General features: G+C 59.7%; 5 protein-coding genes. All 5 read right to left on the bottom strand.

Annotated features, from left to right (window positions below):
* Position 1: 1 nt before the first annotated feature.
* The gene (locus PXH66_RS15390; protein WP_330929929.1) at positions 2-3568 is read right to left on the bottom strand and encodes a chondroitinase-B domain-containing protein; all 3567 of its coding nucleotides are present in this window, start codon (positions 3566-3568) and stop codon (positions 2-4) included.
* A gap of 99 nt (positions 3569-3667) precedes the next feature.
* Positions 3668-4123, bottom strand: coding sequence for a TlpA family protein disulfide reductase (locus tag PXH66_RS15395; protein ID WP_330929930.1), 456 nt, complete (start codon positions 4121-4123; stop codon positions 3668-3670).
* A 144-nt stretch (positions 4124-4267) separates the two neighbouring features.
* Positions 4268-9946, bottom strand: coding sequence for an immunoglobulin domain-containing protein (locus PXH66_RS15400; protein WP_330932065.1), 5679 nt, complete (start codon positions 9944-9946; stop codon positions 4268-4270).
* A 296-nt stretch (positions 9947-10242) separates the two neighbouring features.
* Positions 10243-14523: a beta strand repeat-containing protein gene (locus tag PXH66_RS15405; protein WP_330932066.1), complete on the bottom strand. Its 4281-nt coding sequence runs from the start codon at positions 14521-14523 to the stop codon at positions 10243-10245.
* A gap of 29 nt (positions 14524-14552) precedes the next feature.
* Positions 14553-22664 carry an immunoglobulin domain-containing protein gene (locus tag PXH66_RS15410; RefSeq protein ID WP_330932067.1) on the bottom strand — a complete coding sequence of 2704 codons (8112 nt, stop codon included), beginning with the start codon at positions 22662-22664 and terminating at the stop codon, positions 14553-14555.
* Positions 22665-22756: the final 92 nt, after the last annotated feature.

Raw genomic sequence — 22756 nt, forward strand, 5'->3', positions numbered from 1 at the left:
ATCAATTCTCCAAAAAGTAGATTTCGATCAGCGCGGTGCCGGTGTCGCCGCCGACGCCGCTGGTGTGCACGGTGTAGGGACCGGGTGGCAGCGTGAGTAATGCGGCGGCGTCCGCCGATCCCTCCTCCAGCGCAAACGCGCCCACGGCGCTGGCGGCGGACGCAATCGCAGCGGCATTGCCGGCGCTCGACCAGTTGTCGTTGTCGATCACCACCTCGCCCGCGCGGTCGAACACGCGCAGGGTGAGGTCATCAATCGCGTCAGCGACCCCAAAGCCGGCCAGACCCGGCCCCACGCACCGCACCAAAGCGCGACGTGGGGCGGTGCCGTCGACCACAAATCCGGCGATCAATACTTCCTGCCCGGCGCGCACTTCGCCGCGCGCCGACTGATTGGTCAAACTGCTGCTGCCGGGCGTGAGATCATAGACCTCCACCAGCACCGTGCCACCCGTGCCGTCGACCGGTTGCACCTGCGCGGTGTAAGCCCCGGGCGACAGCGTCGCAATGACGGCCGAATCGGCCACACCGGCTTCCAACGCAAAAGCGCCCACGGCAGCGGAGGCGCGCGCGAGGTCAGCCCCGCCGTCGTCCTGATCCCAGCCCGCATTGCGATCGAGCTCCGTGCCCGCCGCGTTGAAGACCACCACCGAAGGTTGCGGCATAAAACCGTCGACGCCGTAAGTCGCCAGACCCGGACCGATGGTGCGCACGAGCACGGATTTCAGGTCGTTGCCGCCGATCACAAAACCGTTGATCAGAATCGCCGCGCCCGATTCGGAAACCGCCCGCACCGAGCTGTTGACCAAGCGGGCATTCGGCGTGCCGACCGTGCGACTGGCCGCCAAATAGGACGGTCCCGTGGTGAGCGTGGTGGCCGCTCCCGTTACCACAGCCGCGACGGTCGACGAAAGTTCATGAGCACCGATGTCGGACATCGCCCCGCGCGTCCTCCCCTCGATATCGAGGGTCACTTCGGCCAAGGCCGGTGCCGGGGTGGAGGCGGTCGGCAGGCTCAACAATCGCAGCGCATCGAATTTAAATTGCGGATCAAACGCCGTGAAGCCCGCCGCCGGAGCGGAACCCACGGTGCCCCCCTGATACAGGTTGTGAGTCCAGGTTTGGTCGGCCACGGCATCGCCGCCGAAGAGCGAATTCGATGCCGATCCCGGCCGGGTGACGAGGTTGTTCGCCAACGTCACATCGGTCGGCAACACCGTGCGATTGCGCGAGCCAAAGCCGGTGCCGACATGGATCGCCAGACCGTTGTTGTTCACGAAGGTGTTGTGCGCGACGAGGGCGCGGTGGGCGGCGTAATATTCATTAAGCGCGCCACTGGAAACCCCGGCATAAATCGTGATGGCCGCACCGTCGCGGGCCGCCGTGCCTTCGAAGTGGTTGTTCACGATCACGTGATCCGTGCCGATCACGCGCACGCCACCGGAGCCACTGCGACCGCGACCGAGGAAGTAGTTCGAGTCCACCCGACAACGATCGCCGTGGCGCAGCGTCAGCGTGCCGGCGCAATCGAGGAACGTGTTGTAACGATAGATGTTGTCGCCCGACTTATTGGAGATGATCTCGATCTCGCCGTCCTGGCGGGAGAACAGGTTGTGCTCGACGATCGTGCGGGAACTGGAGAGCGAATAGTCGCTGGTGCCGATACGTATGGTCTCCCACCCGTTCGCTCCGCCGCCGCTGGCGCGCTCGTCGAAATGATTGTGATCAATGCGGTGATCGTTGGGCGACCCGTCGAGCCAGACGACCACCGTGACACCGGGGACGTCGTGGCCCTTGAAGTAACAATGATCGAGCCGGTTGTGGCGGCCGTAAAACGACACCCAGTCGGTGTCGGTGCCGGCGGCCGGGACGTAATTGATGAGTGCCACATTGGTCACGCGACAGTGCTCCGCCATCGTGCCGCTGTTGCGGAACTGAATCACCTCGTCGTCGTTTCCTGAATACGGACCGGAGAAAATCAAATCGCGCAGGATGAGGTAGTCGCCACCGACCTGTGCCCGGGACGCCCCGCGCATGATGACGGATCCGGGCGTAACGGCCCCCACCGTGATCGGCGCCGTGGCGGTGCCGACGCCGGAGAAGCGAATCACAACATCGTTCCACGTGCCGTCGGCGAGCAGAATGGTGTCGCCCGCGCCGGCGGCGGCGATGGCCGCGTTGAGTTGAGCCTCCGTGGTGACGATGGTGGTGCCGGGCGTTTGCACGGTCAGAGCCACCGTATCACTGTCGACCGCGCCGGACGCGTTGCTCACGCGCAGCCAGACGTTGGCGGAGGCCGTGAACCCAGGGAGCGAAAGCGTCCGCGACGTCGCGCCCGCGATGGGTCGCGCGGTGTCACCGGTCACGCCGCGATACCATTGGTAAGACAGCGGCGCAGCGCCGGCGGTGGACACCGTGACGATCGCCGTTTCGCCGCTCAACACGAAGTCGGGTGCGGTGACCGACCGAATCACCGGCCCCACTTGAGCGGGCGTGCTGATCACGGCGACATTGGAGGCGTCCGACATGATCATGGCCGCTCCCGCTTGCACGGTATAGTTGTAGGTTGTCGACTCCTCGACCCCCGTATCGGTGTAGCTGGTCGAGTTGGCGGGGAGTTCCGCAATGATCCAGTTGGTGCCATCGCCTTCCTGCCGCCGCACGATGTAGTAACCCTCGTTGTCGGCCTGATCGGTCCAGTTTAAATCCACCGTGAAGGCGTCGCTCGCGGTCCCCGCAAGCCCCGTGGGCGCGGCCACCGTCGTGACCGGTTCCGTGATCGCGGTGATCGAGATATTGTCCACCAGGAGTTCACCCTGGCGTCGGCTATCCTGGTAAAATGCGAACTGACCGAGGTCGTTGTTTTCCGCGAGAAAATCAATTTGCGGGGCGTTCGTGGGATCGGGGGTTTGGTGAAACGCAAACGTGCCAACCGACGCGTGGTTGAGATAAACGACGAACGTGTTCGGCGCGATCAACTCGTTGCCCAACGCCGGATCACTGAACGTCACAGAGTTGGTGTCGTGCGAGTTAATGAGCAACGTCACGTGATTGATCGCATCGGTTTGGTGAGTCGCGACAGTCGCGGAACCTGCGATGGAGTTCACCACCAAGTCGCCGCGATTGAGGATACGCAGCTCAAACGGACGGAAGTCGGAGTTGTTTAAAGAGTCGCCCGAGCGCGCCACCGCGAAGTGGAATCGCGTGTCCTCGTCGGCCGGATCGATGGCCGCGAACCCGCGCCGAAAATCAAAGTCGACCCGCACGTTGGACACGTTGGTGCCACCGTTAAAATCCGCGCGCAGGTGAGTCGGGTCACCAGAAGTCAAATCTCCGGATAAATCGTAGAGATAAAGGGCGTTACCCGGACCCGGGTTTGCTGGTGAAGTTTCGGCCGCCACCACCATGGCGCCGTTGGTCGTCGTGCGACTCGATGGAGAAACTGTATAAGCTCCGGCAGGAGCACTACCGGGCGCGTCACTCTCAAAGGAATCCTGCCAATACGTCTGGGCCGATGAAACGAGCGCACTGGCCGCCCACACGGCGAGAAAAGGGGTAAACAATTTCATTATTCCGGGGTAAGAAAAATGAATTTATAATTATTATCATACCCAAAATGCAACCGTATTCCTGCAACGCATCGGTTCCCCGCCGTGACTACGCCGCGGTTACCACTGCCCGGGGCGGCTGTCGTCGGTCATCTGTTGCAGCATCTCAAAACGCACTTCGCCGTAGTTGATGGCGTAACGCTGCGTGCCCTCGCGGTAGACCCAGGTGGTGGGAATCCAGGTCACCTCTTTGCCGAGTAACGTCACCATGCGGTCGGCGCCGCGACGCGCCTGATTGGGGTGCCGCATGATTTTCAGATTGGGTTGGTCACCCAATCCATATTTCGCGAGCTCGGCCGCGTCGTTTTCTTTGCTGCCCCAAATGGATACGAAAATGACGGTGACCTCCGGGTTGGCCTCAATGAAGTTCTTCCACCCGTCGTTGTCGTGCTCGCGCCAACAATTGGGACACCACGTCGCCCAAAAATGCACCACCGACACGCCGGGCTTCCCCACCTCGTCCGCCAAACGTTGTTCGAACTCCGCCGTCGTCTCGGCGAGAACGGTGGTGCTCAAGAGCAAAGCTAAGCTTACGGCGGATAAAAAACGAACGGCGAACTTCATGACAAATGAGGAGATCACGTCGACCGGGGTTATTCCCGACCGACTTCGCTCAACCTCAGCAATCGGCGCTGAATTGCAACTCGCGACCCCAACGCGCTACGGCACCTCGTAGACTTCGATGAGGCCCACGCCGGTTGCGCCACCCACTCCGCTGAGTTGCAGTGTGTAAGCGCCCGGTTCGAGGCTGATCACCATCGCGGCGTCCTTACTGCCTTCGCCTAGCGCGAAGGCGCCGGTGACCTGAGCCGCTGCCGCGATCGCAGCCGCGTTGCTCGTGCCCCAATCGTCGTTGGACGCGATTTCTTCCTGACCACGGAAGAGTTTGATCTGCGAATCCGCGATCGCTTCAGACAGCCCAAAGCCACCCAACGTCGGTCCCACCCCGCGCAACAGCACGCGTTTGGGCACCGTCCCCGTAACGACGAATCCCGCCACGCAGGTTTCATCCCCGGTGCCGATCGCCGCCCGCGTCGCGATATTGAAGAGCTTTTGGCCGAGGGATGGTGTGGATAGATCGTAGACTTCAATCAACACGACCCCCTCGCCCCCATCCGCACCACCCGCGATGGCCGTGTAGGCTCCGGGAGCAAGCGTCTCGAACAACGCAGCATCACCGCTATCGGCTTCGAGCGCAAAAGCTCCAGCTAATCCGGCCGCCGCCGCAATTTCGGCGCTGTTGGCGCCCGAGTCCCAACCGGTATTACTCGCGATCACTTCGGCTCCACGGAATAAATCGAGCTTTGGCGCCGCGAGCACGCCCCCTACACCAAAGGTCGCCAACCCAGGTCCGACCGCACGGATCAGAACGGATTTGGAATCTTCCCCCGTAATCACGAGACCGGCGATGGTTTGGTAGACCCCACTACCCGCACGCGCTCGCGACGAGATGTTTACCAATCGCTGTGATGCGATCAGAGAGGCACTTCCGCCATTGAACGACGTCGAGGAACCCGTGCTATCCGTCACCGCGGCAGCGATCGTTGAACTCGACGCAGATACCGTGGCGGTAACGGTGTTGTTCTTTACCGTCGTCACGTTGACCGCACCAGTTGCGCTCGCGGTGCCCACACCGGCGTCCACACCTGTCGAAGACTTCGTCATCACGATGGCCTGGCCCGCCGGAGAAACGATGGTATAGGTCACCGCATCGCCACCACTGGCACTGGCTTGATAAAAGCCCGCCACCGAACTCGTCGCGCCGGTCGCCTCCCGCGCGGCCGACATTTGCAGTCCCGCCACGCCGGTGACCGTGCCGGTCACGCTACCATTGGAATCAATGTTGGCCGCGAAAACCACTTCGGCACGACCGGTGGACGGTAACTCACCAACGAGGATTCCGTCACCCAAATCCCGGCTCGGCGAACGAATACCCAAACTGGCGGGGGCGGTGGTCGACTCGGTGGTCGAGGTCAGCGTAAAGCTGCCGTCATCGGCCACCGTGACGGTGCCGCTGACGTAGAGGTTGGCGATTTCGTCAAAGCCTAGAAAGAAGCCTGTGTTGTCCGCTTCCACCACGATCGCGAACGCGCCTCGTCCTGGTCCAAACGAACCGAAGTAAGTGCCCTGGTAACTCGCGAGCAGCACCTTCAACCTGGCGTTGCGCGAGGTTACTGTTCCCTCCGCATTGGTGACGACCACGGCGTAAGATCCAGCATCCTGGATTGAGACCGTTCTGAACATCAAATCTGCAGCGGTGGCACCCGAAATCGGGAAGCCATTTTTCATCCATTGGTAGGTCAGATCCGGCACGCCGGTCGCCACCACTGAAAGCGTGGTGGACTGGCCGGTGGCCGCGATGGTGTCACGAGGCTGCGAAGTAATATTCGGCGCAATATTGCTGGCTGAAACGGTGAGGCGCACCCGAATGCTGGTCACACTGCCTTGCGAATTGGTGACTAACACATCGTAGGCGCCGGCGGCGGAAAGCGCAACGTTTTCGAAGTTCAAGACGGAGGCGTTTGCACCGGCTAAAGCGACACCATTTTTACGCCATTGGAATGTCGGCGATGGGGTCCCGGTGACGCTGACGTTCAAGGTCGCGGTCGCCCCTACCAACGCGCTCGTGTTACGCGGTTGGGCGGTGATCACCGGCTCGGCCGACGCGGGCTCGACCGACAGCACAGCACCCACCGAAGTCACGGAGCCGGCAAGATTGGTTACAGTGACAGCGTAGATCCCGGCATCGACCAGCGTTACGAACGGCAGATCAATGGAAACGGCGGTGGCTCCGGCGATCGCCAAGCCGTCCTTCGTCCATTGATACGAGAGGGGTGCAGTGCCGGTCGCAACCACGCTCGCGCCGAAGGCTTGGCCAAATCGCAACGCAGCACCGGTGGGCTGAATACTTATCATGGGCGCTTCAAGGATTTCAGTCACGGTCAGGACCGCTGCCGTGCTGGTGACCGTGCCGAGTCGATTGCTAACCAACACATCGAAGGAAGAGCCCGAATCCTCAATCGAAACGTCCGCGAGCATCAGCGAGGACGCCGTAGCGCCATCAATGGGCGTGCCGTTCTTGCGCCATTGGTAGGTCGGCACGGGGTCGCCGGTGGCAACGACCGAAAAATTCACGCTGTGAGCGACTCCAGGCGCGATCGTGGCTGCGACACCACTCGGATGAGAGTTGATGATCGGGGCAACTCCCAAACTCTCCACCGTAAGAATCGCAGTCGCACTGGTGGCCGTTCCAGACGCGTTGGTCGCCACGACATGATAAATCCCGGCATCGGTGACAGCCACCACGCCCAAGTCGAGCATCGCCGCCGTCGCATCGTTAATCGCTACTGAATCCTTGAACCATTGATAACTGGGATCTGGTATTCCAGTGGCGTTGGCAAAAAAGTTCACCTGTTCTCCGACTACGGCAGAAGTGTCTTGCGGAGACTGAACGATCGCCGGCAACTCGGAACCGGGCATTTCCTCCGTTAGTCTCACCCGGCCATCGGTCGCGACGTAAAAATTACCGTCATCGCGCTGCAGCAGCGCGGTCACCGACGTATCCAAGTCCCTCAAGGTTGCCGCCGGATCCAGTGATCCATCGGCCAAAATGCGCGCCCAGTGGATGGTATCAACGAAGCTGTTGGCAGTGCCCGAGGCACCGGCGTAAATTCGACCGGCCAGTTGAATCTCACCGTTAGTCAGCGCCGCCGCAGCGTAATGCTCATTGGAGGCGGACCAATGTCCGGCGGTCACAAAACTCGGGTCCACTCGCCCCCATGTATCTCGCTTTACCGCAAAATTGCTTTCGAATGTCACGTAATCTTCTTCCGGTGTCATTAGCCCCCCCAACGCGAGGCTAATGCGGCGAAATCCGTATCCATAAATTGGACTCAACTGGCCGTAACCAAACATCAAGTTCGTGCTCAGCCCCTCGTGAAAACGATCAGCCAATGAACCGCCAACGCTTGCAGCGGACAAACCGGCTCTCACCACTGCCCCATCAACCGTTTCACTCAGATCAAAAAACCTGTAAAAGTCCGAAGCCGATCGCGTGGTTTCACTCGCGCCATCTTCGGCCAGCCAATTTAGCTCCATACGCCCGAATGAGCTATAGGATGCCTGTAAAGTCCGCCCCCCCGACAGTCCGATCACCGGTGGAGCCCCAAGGTTAAGCTCGTAGGTATTGAAATCAGGATCGGGCATCCCGTTCGGCAACAACCGTGCCCGCGTGATCCCACTGTCGGTAGTTCCATCCTCATGATACCCCATGATCAACCAACGTCCCGTTCCGTCGCGCCACACGGTTTTGACCGATGCCAGCGGTTGGCCGAAGGCAGCAAACTCCTGATCCAAAGTCCCCGCCGCATCCAGCCGGGCCAAGCTGACCGCCGACTTGCCGTTGATAAGTTCAAAACGCCCGGCGACCACCAATCCTCCAGCGTCGTCCGGAACCAATGCGTTCACTTGTCCGGGAGACCACAGGCTATCCGTCACCGCGACCACGATCCCATCGGGTTTTAACACGGCCAATGAGGCGGCTTCAGTCTCCTTCACATAACGGTATGCACCACCCAACAACACCCCCCCGTCCGCCCCAACGGCAAAAATGGAGTCATACCATTCCCATTTAATCGTGCTACGCTGCGCTTCGTTACCGAATCGCAGAACTTGTTCCACTTCGACTGCACCGCCCGATTTGATCCGCCATAGTTTCCCTTCAAAGAAACCATTTCTCATGGTCACTCCCGATACGAGAATCTCGCCTGCTGAGTCGGCCCAAAATGAGCGCACACGTCGAAGATCGTCATGTGTCCCGCGGAGATTAGCCGCCCCCGCGCTCCCCAAAATCTCCGAACCATCAGCACTGAAACGTATCCATTGCAACGGCTGACCAACATAATCTGGGTGGGCATTGGTGTTGCCAAAAACAACCACCTGATCCATGTCGGCCGCCGCCATACCGATCACAAAATTCCACGCCCCCAAATCAAACGCGAAATTGGAGTCCCATTCGCCCGCCGGCGTGATCCTACGGAGCATTTTATTGGTGTGACCGAATACCGTTCCGTCCATCGTCGCGACAATATCGACTACATTTATGGTGGACGTCGCGGGGGGAGCATATGCGGTATCAGGTGCTCCACTTTTACTAAGCCGCCGCATAAGGCGATCCGACTCGCGATCAAACAATATATAAAGTCGACCGGTGCCGTCCTGCACCACATCCCGGATTGATCGAGCACCTTCCACGAGAGACGACATCGCCACCGATTGCACCAGCTGACCCGTCGCGTTATACCGCCGCAATTCCCCTTCCTTACTCGTGCCGACATAGGAACCGATGTTGCCCCACAACCACACCCCGCCTTCACCGTCGTCAATCAGCCCACCAATTTCGCCAGAGAAATCTGTGGCCGCCGCGAAGGTGCCGTCTAGGTGACCTTCGCTAGTGACCTTGATTACGCGACCGACCGATACGTCGCCGAGTCGTGAGAAGGTTCCAGCGGCCCAATACCCTCCACCCGTAGCCGCAGCAACGGCTTCCGCCTGGGCTCCCGGTTTTTCCACAACCACGTTCCTATCCGACCGGAATCGCAGGGCATTCAAGCGCCGCGCGGGCGAGACCGAGACGCGCACCGCCTTCGACGCCAAAGACCCCGCTGCATCAGTCACCACCACGTCGTAGATGTCCGCATCCCGCATCGCGACCGGGGATATCGTGAAGGACGAAGCCGTTTCTCCCTCGAGACCAAGCCCGTGCCGGCGCCACTGAAAGGTGACCGCTCCTTCCCCTTCAGCCTCAGCCGACAGCACAATGGTTTCACCGGCGTTGAATACGCCTCCAGTCGGCTGTGTAGTGAACTTCGGACCTAGCCCCGGACCGCTCACCTCGATGACTTCACTGCGCGCCAATCCACCGCGATCCTTGGCCACAACGTGATAACGGCCAGCATCGCTGGAAGATAGCGATGAAAGCGCCAAAGTCGCGACATTCGCGCCGTCGACCGGTTGCTCGTTGTGAAACCAATAATAGGACAAATCCGTCCCTCCGGTCGCGGTAGCTGTCAATACGACATCACCTCCGGCAGACGGTTGTCCCGACAGTTCCAATCCCGATAGTGCGGGCGCTTCGACAAACTCCCATTCGAGCGTAAAAATGTCGTCGGAAAGGGAAGCAAGATTACTCGAATAACTGGCTTCGATTGCAACGGTTTGAGCCGCCTGCACTGCAACCGCCACGGCACCCTTGCCATCCGCTAGCGGGACCAGTTGGTCTGCGTTTTGCCCGGCCACCGCCACCAGAAGGACCTCGTTGCCTCCGGACGTATCGGACAAGTAAAGCATACCTGCTGTAGCCGCAGTCCAACGATACCAAACCGTTCCCCGCGCGGAATGCCCCCCCAGCTGAACAACGGCGTCCTCTCGCGTCGATTCCGCCAAGCTCCCCTCGGTCGTGCCGGAAATTCCCAATAATACTTCGGCAGAATTGAAGTCGTCGTTAGCAGGAGCGGACGCCTGGGCCGAAAATGTCATGACACCTAGCAGCAACAACGAGCGGAGGGAAAAGGGGAGAAACCGGGATAAGAACATGGGCAAACGTTCGGGATTATACACAACGGCCGAAATTTGAACTACGGCACTTCGTAAACTTCGATGAGGCCCACGCCGGTTGCGCCACCCACTCCGCTGAGTTGCAGTGTGTAAGCGCCCGGTTCGAGGCTGATCACCATCGCGGCGTCCTTACTGCCTTCGCCTAGCGCGAAGGCGCCGGTGACCTGAGCCGCTGCCGCGATCGCAGCCGCGTTGCTCGTGCCCCAATCGTCGTTGGACGCGATTTCTTCCTGACCACGGAAGAGTTTGATCTGCGAATCCGCAATCGCTTCAGACAGCCCAAAGCCACCCAACGTCGGTCCCACCCCGCGCAACAGCACGCGTTTGGGCACCGTCCCCGAAACGACGAATCCCGCCACGCAGGTTTCATCCCCGGTGCCGATCGCCGCCCGCGTCGCGATATTGAAGAGCTTTTGGCCGAGGGATGGTGTTGATAGATCGTAGACTTCAATCAACACGACCCCCTCGCCCCCATCCGCACCACCCGCGATGGCCGTATAGGCTCCGGGAGCAAGCGTCTCGAACAACGCAGCATCACCGCTACCGGCTTCGAGCGCAAAAGCTCCAGCTAATCCGGCCGCCGCCGCAATTTCGGCGCTGTTGGCGCCCGAGTCCCAACCGGTATTACTCGCGATCACTTCGGCTCCACGGAATAAATCGAGCTTTGGCGCCGCGAGCACGCCCCCTACACCAAAGGTCGCCAACCCAGGTCCGACCGCACGGATCAGAACGGATTTGGAATCTTCCCCCGTAATCACGAGACCGGCGATGGTTTGGTAGACCCCACTACCCGCACGCGCTCGCGACGAGATGTTTACCAATCGCTGTGATGCGATCAGAGAGGCACTTCCGCCATTGAACGACGTCGAGGAACCCGTGCTATCCGTCACCGCGGCAGCGATCGTTGAACTCGACGCAGATACCGTGGCGGTAACGGTGTTGTTCTTTACCGTCGTCACGTTGACCGCACCAGTTGCGCTCGCGGTGCCCACACCGGCGTCCACACCTGTCGAAGACTTCGTCATCACGATGGCCTGGCCCGCCGGAGAAACGATGGTATAGGTCACCGCATCGCCACCACTGGCACTGGCTTGATAAAAGCCCGCCACCGAACTCGTCGCGCCGGTCGCCTCCCGCGCGGCCGACATTTGCAGTCCCGCCACGCCGGTGACCGTGCCGGTCACGCTACCATTGGAATCAATGTTGGCCGCGAAAACCACTTCGGCACGACCGGTGGACGGTAACTCACCAACGAGGATTGCGTCACCCAAATCCCGGCTCGGCGAACGAATGCCCAAACTTGCGGGGGCGGTGGTCGACTCGGTGGTCGAGGTCAGCGTAAAGCTGCCGTCATCGGCCACCGTGACGGTGCCGCTGACGTAGAGGTTGGCGATTTCGTCAAAGCCTAGAAAGAAGCCTGTGTTGTCCGCTTCCACCACGATCGCGAATGTGCCGCGCCCAGGACCAAACGAGCCAAAATAGGTGCCTTGGTAACTGGCCAAAAGCACTTTCAGCATCGCACTGCGCGAGGTTACCGCTCCCTCCGCATTGGTGACGGCGACCGAGTAAGCGCCTGCGGCGTCGGTCGTGATGGCGGGCAGACCAAGCGTGGTGGCGGTCGCCCCGGCGATGGGCACACCATTCTTGAGCCATTGGTAAACCGGCTCGGGAACACCGGTAGCCGTGACAGAAAATGAAACGTCCCGGCCTAGCGCAGAGATTGCGTCGCGGGGTTGGGAAGTAATCGTTGGCACGGTATCCGTGGCGGACACGGTAACACGCACCCTGCTGCTGGTGACCGCTCCTTGCGAATTCGTGACCACGACATCGTATGAACCGGCGGCGGTGAACTGAACATTGTTCAATGCCATGGTGCTTGCCGTGGCGCCATTGATCGCGGTGCCGTTTTTGCGCCATTGGTAGGAGGGCTCGGGACTTCCCGATGCCACGACGCTCAAGTTGGCGATGCTTCCCAACTTCACGCTGACGTCGCGAGGCTGAGTCCTGATGGTCGGAGCAGCCAAACGAGGAACGACGTCGAGTTGCACTCCGACCGTAACGATCGAGCTCACTTCATTGGTGACAACCACAGCATAGGAACCGGCGTCACCTAATGCGATACCGGTCAAGGTCAGATTGGCCCCCGTCGCTCCCGCAATTTCCGCCCCGTCCTTGTGCCATTGATATGAGAACGGCGCGGTGCCGCCCGCAGTCACGCTGAAACTGAAGCTACCACCAACGTTAACGGACCCGCCGACCGGGGCCACCGTAATGCTAGCGGCACTACGCGTATCAGTAACGGTCAAGATTGCGGGAGTGCTGGTAACTTGGCCCTGACTATTGCTGACAACGACATCATAGATGGAGCCGGAATCCGCCAGAGTGACACTGGGCAGGGTAATGGCGGTGCCCACGCCACCGGATGCCAAAGGCACGCCATTCTTTCGCCATTGGTAGGAGGGGGCCGGCGAGCCACCCGCCGAAACGGAAAATGTTGCCGCACCACCGATCGCCACACTCTGGCTCGCCGGTTGGGCAGTGATCGACGGAGCGTAGTGAACCGCGAATATTTGTTTGAAGCTGGTAGTTGAGCCAAACTCGTTGGTGGCGACCACGTCGTATTCCCCCGCATCGCTCACCTGCACGCTGTTGATTATGATGACCGGATCGGTTTCGCCGGGAATCGCCACACCATTCTTACGCCATTGCACCGTCGGGGCCGGGTTACCAGATACCGTTACTGAGAAGGAAACATTGTCGCCCACTGCCGCGGTGGTCGTCCCACCAAAAGAAATTCCGGTCACCACGGGTCCTTGGTTCACCGTCAGCGTGGCAGTCGAACTCGTCACACTGCCAATGCTATTGGACACAACGACATCAAACTGGCTGCCATCATCCTCGATTGTGACATCCGTGAGCGATAACGCGGCTCCGTTAGCCCCGGCAATGACGACCCCGTTCTTGCGCCATTGGTAATTCAAATCCGGGTGGCCCTCCGCCGTCACCGAAAAAGTCGCATTTCCGTGCGCACCTTGTGAGTAGTCGGTCGGCTGTTGGCTGATGCTCGGTGCCTGATTGACCGTGATTGTCGCATGGTCGCTGGTGCTGAATCCGTAGTCGCCCGAAGCCACGAGCGCATAGTCACCGGCATCGGCGAGCGAAACATTGTTCAACACCAAAGTGGCGCTGGTGGCTCCTTCAATGATCAGTCCATCCTTCGTCCAATAATAGGTATTTGGCGCGGGGACCGCATCGATAGTTGCACCCAAAGTGATCGTTTCACCGGCCAAGACCGTTTGGCTTTGAGGAGACGTCGTAAAAATGGGCCGGTAATTGACCGTCAATACTGCGGGACCCGCTGTTCTGCTTCCCACCGAATTCGTCGCAATTAGCGAGTAACTTCCGGAGTCTGCCGGAGTGACCGAAGCCAGGCTCAAGGTTGCTGAATTTTGACCCGTCAAAGCGTTCCCATCTTTATACCACTGATAACTTATAGGGGTGCTTCCCGACACTGATTCGGTAAAGGTCACATCGACCCCTTCGCCCACGGACTGCGCAACTAGCGTGCCGCTGAATTTTGGTAATTCCAGCACACTGAGAACGCCAGCTGCGCTGGTCACTGACCCGGCCGCATTGCTGATGACGACGGAGTAACTGCCGCCCGAAGCGCTGGAAACGCCACTCAAGCTATAACTCGAAGCCGTGGCTCCACTGATGGCTTGATCGCCAAAATACCATTGGTAGGTCTGGGGATAATTGCTGGTCGCTGTGACAGAAAAACTAGCGTTTTCTCCTGCTTGCACGGAGACGCTCGCCGGCTGAATGTTGATCACAGGCACGTCGGCCGAGTTCACCAAGGTAACCGAGGTAAAAGCCACCGTTTGAATAGATGACTCACCTTGAATCGTGTAGTAGATATTTCCAGACAACAGCTGATCGCCTGTGAGGCCCGAGGCATATTCCAGTGCCACCTTGAATGACGCGACACTTGCGGGACTCGTGATGTATGCAAACTCGGCCGTGCCCGTCGTGGGATTGGTTGGCGTCGCCTGTGGAACGGTGTCGGCACTGGTAGCCGCGCTTGACCCGACATAGGTAAAACCACTCGGCAGTAGAATATCGAGACCCAGCGTGGAGAGCTCCAGCCCCGTGTAATCAACCGACACCGATATGCTAATGGTTCCTCCCGTCGACTCGTAGTGAGGCGAGGTCACCTCAAGCGAACCGGTCACGGATTGAGCGGTGGCCGCACTGGCGCAAAGTGCCGCCCCTAGAATGAACGGAAAGGTTTTTTTCAGCATGCTGATCATTTTTATAGTGTAGTTTAAAGTTAGATACTCGACTCGGGTTCGAAACCATCGACGGTGCCGTCGGCAGGACGATAAGCTCCGGTCCGCGATGTGCCTGAACGCGTATTATAAAGTTGAATCACGCGCAGCAGTTCGATGAGGGATACGCGTCCGTCGCGATTGGTGTCTCCGGTATGGTAGCGAGAAAGCACGGCAGCAGAGGAAGAGGTATTATCCGGCGTGAAGCCGTCCACCGATCCTTCCGCAACCGCGTAACGCCCGGTGCGGGAGGTGCCAAATCGCGTGTTGTAGAGTTGAATGACGCGCAACAATTCGACCAAACCGATCCGACGGTCGCCATTGGTATCGGCATCATGCAACGTGGGCGGTGTGATTACGGTGAGCGTAGCCGGAGCTGATTCGATAAAACCGTGCGAGTTGGCGATTCGGACCGTGTAGTTGCCGGAATCGGCCGCCTTTGCCGCGCTGAGGGCAAACGTGCCAGTGGTCGCGCCGTCCAATAGCTCGCCGTCGTGATACCATTGGTAGGCCAACGATCCCGCCCCCGCGGCAACGACCTCGAACCGCACCGCCTCATCAGCAGCCACGGTTTGGGACAAGGCGGGCATGAGCAACACCGGTGCCTCAGGTGGTGCCCGGCCGGACAAATCATAGACTTCGACCAGCGTGCGACCTCCCTCCGAAGATTGGGTGGTCGTGGTAGCCGTAAAGGCACCGGCCGGGAGAACAACCGTCACCGCTGCATCTGAACTGTCGGCCACCAGTGGTGAAGCTCCTGCGATCGCGAATGCGGTGCGCAAGTCCGCCGTGTCATCCCAGTCGTCGTTCTCCGCGATCGTGCTCATGGAACTGTTGTGAAGGGTTATGACGGGGTCGATCAGACTGGTATCGCCCAGCCCGAGTCCGGGGGCCACCGCGCGCACCAACAACCCGGCCTCAAAGCGGTCGACGACAAAACCAAGGGAAAGACCGCTTCCGCCATCGCGGGACAATACCCCCCCATGAACAATGCGACTCGATCCCGACGTCGCGCCGGCGTCGAAGAGCTCGACCAATCCCGTGCCCCCGGCTTCGTCAACCACCATGGCGACGTAGTTTCCTGCCGGTAATAGAGCGACCAATGCCGCGTCTTCACTGTCGGCGGCAAACGTGACCGCACCTACGGTCGCCGCCGTGTCGGCAACCAAAACACTGTTGGCCCAACCATCGTTTAGCATGACGATTTCGCCCGTTTCGTCCACCAACCTGATTCGCGGTTGCTGCATGGCGGAGTCAATTCCCAGTCCGCTCAAGGTCGGACCGATCGCTCTTAATAGCACTTGCTTCTCACCCAAACCTTCAATGCGAAACGGCAGGAACGCGACCTCGTCTGCGTCTAGCTCGAGATGCGCGCTCAAGGCGGCGATCACCCGCTCGAAGACGGCAACCTCCAGCGTGAAGGGATCACTCAAAACGTCGCCGGACGTGCCCGTGATCACCACATCGTAGCGACCTGCCTCGGCCAACGTGAGGTCCGCCAATCTAAGGGTCGGGGCGGTGGCACCCTCGATCGGCGTGCGATTGTGTCGCCATTGGTAAGTGAGCTCGCCGGAAGGAACATCCGTGACGGTCAGCTCAACGGACCCGCCCACTGGTCTCACTTCCACCACATCGGCCGCGGTGACGCGGGGCACGACTTCATCCGTCGCCCGCGTCATGAACACCGCCCCGGGAACGCTCAGCAAGAGGTCGCCGGCCTCGGTCAAACGCATTGCCGTCACTTGATCGTGCACCCCGGAAAGCTGCAGTGAATCGTCGATGGATAAATCGGGATTCAGGCGGGTAATCGGCGATTCCAGAAACGCCTCCATCCAGAACGCGAAGGAATAATTCGCCACCAGAATGTCCCCGTCAGGCAACGCAGCAAATCGTGGGTCCGGTCCATTGCCGACCCACTCAAACCCAAAAGAATTCCCCACCGGAGTTTCCGCGAGAACCGAACCATCGTCCGCCAGTCGTTTGGTTTCTCGAAAACCAAACGCCCAGATACTCTCGTCCATCGCCAAACTCAATCCGATGACCGTCGAATTCCAATCGGCGTCATCGTGGAACGCCTCATCTACTATCCCCCTATTGTCCCGCGAACGGAAACCGTCCGTCGATACGGTCACGTGATTACCATTCTGCAACACCACCCCTGCATAAAATGGAGTATCGGTGGTCGATTGATACAGACCCGCCGATCTCGAACCGTCTTCGTTCAGATAAACTTCCCTCAAAAGTCCATTTTCGTAGGCAAAATACCACGAGCTGGCGATCAGTCCTCCCCTTGGAAGAGAAACAATGTCGATCAAGGAGGCGATCGAGAGCGTCGGATCGAGTGTAAACGACGGATTGAGCGCACCAGTCGCATCGAGTCGCATGATGCCGAATGGTGCCGGGTTGCTCGACCCCTTCAGGTCGAACTGACCGTCTGATCGTCGACTGATTTTTTCGATTGATCCCTGCGGCCCGAACTCATCCCCGTAGACGCCCGCGAGGGTGCCGTCGGCGGCCAACCGCACAAGGTTGTAGCTGTCCGCGCCATTAACCTTGTCAAAGTCACCCGCCACGAGCCACTCCCCGTTGTCGAGCGGAGCGATGTCATAGGCGCGGCCGAGGCCGAGGGTGGCCAAACTCAGATTGAAAACATCGTTCGTCCCGCGCACCCAACGCTGCATGAACGGTTGGCCGTTGGTATAATTGACGCCCTTCATATACACCCGGCCTGAGGACGATGCGGACACCACGTCAATTTGGCTGCTATTCAATTCCAGCGGAGTCGCCATGACGGTCCCATTTTGGTCCAGCAGGGCCAACCCGTTCACCGCCACACCTTCCAAGTTCTGCATAAAACCCCAAACCAAAACCGTGCCGTCGGCCTGCGCGAACATCCGGCGCGGAGCGCCATCGCCCTGCAAGCGCGAAAGCCGTGACCCATCTCCCGCCAGCACATCGACCGTCCCATTGCCGTTCGTGCTGATGCCGAGATAGAGCTTGTCCTCACCCATCTCGAGCAAGGGCTGGATCTCCGGGGAGGAAAAACCGTCCAAATCCAAGTTGGCGGCAAACTCCACATCGAGCGCGCCGTCCGCACCTAACCGCACGACAGGCTGCGAGGCGACGCCATTCACCATCGAAAAGGTTCCACCCACGAGGGCTCCGCCATCGACCAAAGCCAAAGGTAACTGCGGTATGGTGTCATAGTAACTGATGGCGAACGTGGTGTCCCAGTCCCCGTCCGGAGAGAGCCGCACCACCGCTGCCAACGGTCCCCCCGAGGTCGTCACCTGCAACAAGGCCACCACCACTAATTTTTGGTCGGCCGCCACCGCCACCGATCCAATGCTGAAATTGCCTATCTCATCGCTCAGCCCAACATCGACGGCAAACGTCTCATCCAGTTCGCCGCTCGTGAGATCAAAACGCTTCAACCATTGTCGGGACTGACCTTCGATCGCACGCGGACGCGTCACGACAATCAGATGGTTGCCCCCTTGGATCGCGATGCTCGCGGATAAATCGGCCGCCTGCGAAGGAAGCAGATCGGGCGCTGTGAACGAAGCCATCACCTCGCCCGCCGCATTCAGCCGCGCGAGGTTCGGCGTAGCGTGTCCATTGATCTGGCTGAAACTCCCCACCACCAGCGCACCTCCGTCCGGCAAGGCGAAAAATCCAGTCAAGCTCGACGGGCCGCCCTCCAGGGCTACATGCCAGCGCGCGTCCGGCGTGATGGCGGTGGGCAATTTCGCCGGGAACACATGCAGGGAAAATGCCTCCGATACCTGCTCGCTCAACGACGGGCCGTCGCGGACCACGACCTCATAGCGGTCCGTATCCAAAAGACTGACACCCGGGAGCTGGAGGGTCGTTCCCGTTTCACCGGGCAGGTCAAAACCGTTACGCCGCCATTGATAGGTGGCATCGGTGGCGCCGGTCACGAGCGACACCGCGACCTCGTCCCCTACGGTCGCGACCAACGAAGCGGCTGACAACGCAACCGTCGGCGGAACCCCCGCGCCAGCCAGTTCCACCGTCGCACTGCGCACACTGCCATGGTCGGACGTGACTTCGACCGAATATCCCCCGGCATTCGACCAGTTGACACCATCGAGTTGAAGTTCGTCTGAAGTCGCGCCTGCGATGGGCTGCCCATCGTGGAGCCATTGATAGGTAAATGGCGGCGTTCCGGCCACGGTCACCGAGAAAGTAACATCGTCGCCACCACTCGCCGTCACGCCGATGGGCTGGTTGGCAATCGATGGGGGGACGGGCAGATCAATCACCGCGGCCACTACCGTCAGGTCACCGTGATCGTTCGACACCGTGACCTCGTAGGTGCCGTTATCGGCGTGAGTAAGATCCCCGCGCGACAGCCGAGAACCCGTTTCAGACGGAAGCAGGACGTCGTTTTTGTGCCACACATAGGTCAAGGGCTCGGCACCGGCCACCAGCACTCCCATGGTCACGGAACCACCCGCTACGGTCTCCGTTGACTGCACCGGCAACACCAATTCGGGCGCCAGCGTTGCGCTGGTATTCGCGAGGTCGAAAACTTCCCATAGCACCGTTCCGGTGGTGCTGATCGGCGTTTTTACCCGCCCCGTGTAGGCACCGGCGTCGAAGGTTCCGACTACCGCTGCATCCAAGCTGCCTCCCATCAAGGCCGACGCGCCAGCGTAACGAAATATGCCCTCCAAAGCGTCTTGATCGTCCCAGTTATCATTCGCAAGCAACGGAACATTTCCACTCGAACCCGAAGCCACCACATCGAGCGAGGGGTCCGCCAAACGATGGTCCATCGGAACACCGGGACCAACCGCCCGCACCAGTAGATCACGGGAGCTTCCTTGCACCACAAATCCAACGTTCAGCGCGGCGGATCCCGTGCCCTGGGTGGCCAGCAACCCCATGTGAACCAAGCGCGCTGTCGGATCACTGCCATCAGCATCATAGCACTCGACCAACACCCGACCGGCTTCCGCACCGACCACCTCAAGGATATAGCGCCCGGGCACGAGTTCCACCACGAGCGCGGCGTCCAGCGTGCCTTCCGACAAGCCAAATGCCCCGACTTGAAACGCAGCTAGTTGGATGGCGTTTTGATTACCCTCATCACTGCTCCAGTCGTCATTGCTAGCGATGAGCTCTCCTGACGGACGTAACACCCGCAAAACAGGGTCGGGCATGAAACCATCAACGCCCAAAACTCCTAAGGTTGGTCCCACTGCTCGCATCAACATCGATTTGATTCCGGCCCCTTCGATCTTGAAGGGCACCAAAACGCGCTCATCTGCCGCTGCAGTTACGACAGCAGAAATATTCTTCAGCACGCGCTGCTCCTCCATCGGCGCTGCAACTGAAACGACGGCCGATTCACTCACGACGCGCCCCGCTAGATTGGTGATCACCACATCATACAGCCCAGCATCATTGACGGTCGCCGCGTCCAGCGATAGTGTCGCTGCCGTCGCTCCCACAATGTCCCGACCATTGCGCCGCCATTGGTAACTGAGCCCCCCCCCGGTGCCTTCGACTGAGACGGTCATACCACCTCCGACCGAGACGGATTGATCGGTGGGATCTACTTGGATCGCAGGGTCTTCGACTGCCGTCAGAAAACCTCCAATCGTCGGGAAAACACCGCTGACAAACAAACGGCCATCGTCGCGCATACCCAAAGTCGTGGGTTCGCCGCCGATATGACTGGCCGCAAAGGTCTCATCACGGCTGCCATCCTCATTGAGGCGCACCAGATAGGGACTGTTAATCGTTCCCGCGACGGTCGTGAAGGAGCCGCTGAGCAGCATCTTCCCATCGGGTTGCACGAGCAGCTGCTGCGGGTGAGCGCCCAAGCTGGAAGTGGTTCCCAAAGCCAGATCACGGGTGCCATCAGAATTGAACCGCGCAATGCCCGGGACTGGCGAACCGTCAACCGAGCTGAAGTTTCCCACCACGACCAACTTACCGGCAGCATCCAATGCGATGTCGTGGACCGTTCCATTTACGCCGAGATTCGGATACGTTTCGTCTACCGAACCGTCAGGCAACAGCCTCACCACCCCCTCGCGACTATGGCCGGCAAACGTGGTGAACGCTCCGCCAAGATAGGTGCGGTTTTGGGCATCGACTACGAGCGACTTTAACACCGACCCAGACAACCCGACGTCGCCCGCATCAAAGGATGGGTCCATCTGACCGTTCGCAAAAAAACGGGCAACATCATCTCGTCTTTCATCACCGCCAAACGCGCTGAACCAGCCCGCGATCACGAACCTACCGTCCGCCGCAGCCGCCATTGCCTCCACACTGCCTTGGACGTTTACTCCGCCTGCGGAAACGTCGGACGTGGTAGCGAACGACTCATCACGTGTGCCGTCCGGTTTCACCCGCATGAGCGAAGAGGCCGTTCCTGTCAGGTCCGAGTCCCCGACGAAGGAACCCGCTATCACGACACCTCCATCCGGTTGGCGCATCAGCGCCTTGATCGATCCGAGACTTTCGCTGAATCCCAAATCATAAACGGCCGCAACCGTCTGGTCGGATGCAATACGCACCATCGACTCGGTCTCGATCCCGTTGAGATGGCTAAATGTTCCCGCCACCAACAACTCGTTGCCCGGCAGGGCCAACGTAGTTGACGCAAACGCTTGGAGTCGCAGCACCGGTGCCGTGAACTCGGTCTCTGCTCCCGTAGCTTGGTCAATCCGCGCGACTCCGGAGGCATCCGGGACCGCTACCTCGCCAACCATCCATAACGATCCGTCTGCCGCAGTGCCGATCGATTTGGTCGTGCTGAATGCGCTGGAGACGTCGGCCGTGAAATCAAGATCAAGGGAACCAGACGATTGCAACTTCGCCACCAATGGACGCTCCGTTCCCTCGATCGCCGTGAATTCTCCGCCAAGCCAGATTCCGCCATCCTCAGTCACCGCCATCGACCTCACCCCACCATCGACTACCCCCACTGCTTCACTGAAGGTTAAATCCAATTCACCCGGGGCACTAAAACGGACTAAATTACTGACCGATTCCCCATCTACAGTGTCGAAAACTCCTCCGACCAAAATGCGTCCATCGGCCTGCTCCACCGCGCTCCAGAACACACTACCCGCTGGAGACGAACTACGCACGATCCAAGACCCGTCGCCATTTAGCCATACTATGCCGGGGATCGGCACGAGTTCTTCGTCGGAGAATCCGCCGCCCACAAGTATTTTCCCATCACTCAATCCGAGCACAAGGTTCACACTGTTGTTCAGCACAGGAAGTAACACGTCAGAATCAAGTGTTCCGTCCGCCCTGAGCACCGCCAGGTAGCTTCGAGGAATATAACTATTCGCATCAGGTCGATAGCTCTCGAAATCACCACCGGCGAGAATACGGCCATCTGATGTAACGCTCAAAGAAAGGACGGCTCGGTTGAATCCATACGATTGGAACGTCGTATCGACGGATCCGTTCACGTTAAGTCGCGCGAGATTCCCTGCCCCTGCCACTGTGGTGAACGAACCACCGATCACCACTTTTCCATCTGGTTGCACCAACAAAGCATTTATCCCAGTCCCGGTGATTCCTCTCACCGCAAACGTCGGATCCAAGGCACCGTCGGCTTTGAGGCGCACGACAAACGGACGGCGCACATCGTTAACGACATGGAAGTGTCCCGCCACGTAAGCGCGACCGTCCGCCAAGGGCCACACGCGGTAGGCCTGCTGGTCCGGTCGTTCGAGCTGCAACCCACCGGCGAGATCTCCACTGACCAAACCCGCGTAGGACGAAGGCGCGACAACGAGGGTCACCGCGCTCGATATCGTCGACGCCAGTCCACTCGACACCACTACATCGTAGACCCCACCATCCGCAATCGAGGTGCTCGCAACGTAAAACGAGGATTCAGTCGCATTAGGAATCTCCGAGCCGTTTCGTCGCCATTGATAGCCCAGGTCAGTTCCAGTCGCCTGCACACTGAGATTCGTCGCCGTCCCGGCCACGGGCGATTGTGATTGGGGCTGAACTGTGATCACCGGCGCGGGGTCACTGCCCGTCAATTCGGCCGCAGCGCTCACCACCGACCCCTCCGCGTTGCTGATCTTCACCGCGTAGCTACCCACATCGTGATAATTGAGATCGGTCAGTTCAAGCGTCTCGGCCGTTGCCCCTTCAACAGCTATGCCATTGTGAAACCACTGATAATAAATTGGCT

The organism is Synoicihabitans lomoniglobus (assembly GCF_029023725.1).
Lineage (GTDB): Bacteria > Verrucomicrobiota > Verrucomicrobiia > Opitutales > Opitutaceae > Actomonas > Actomonas lomonigloba.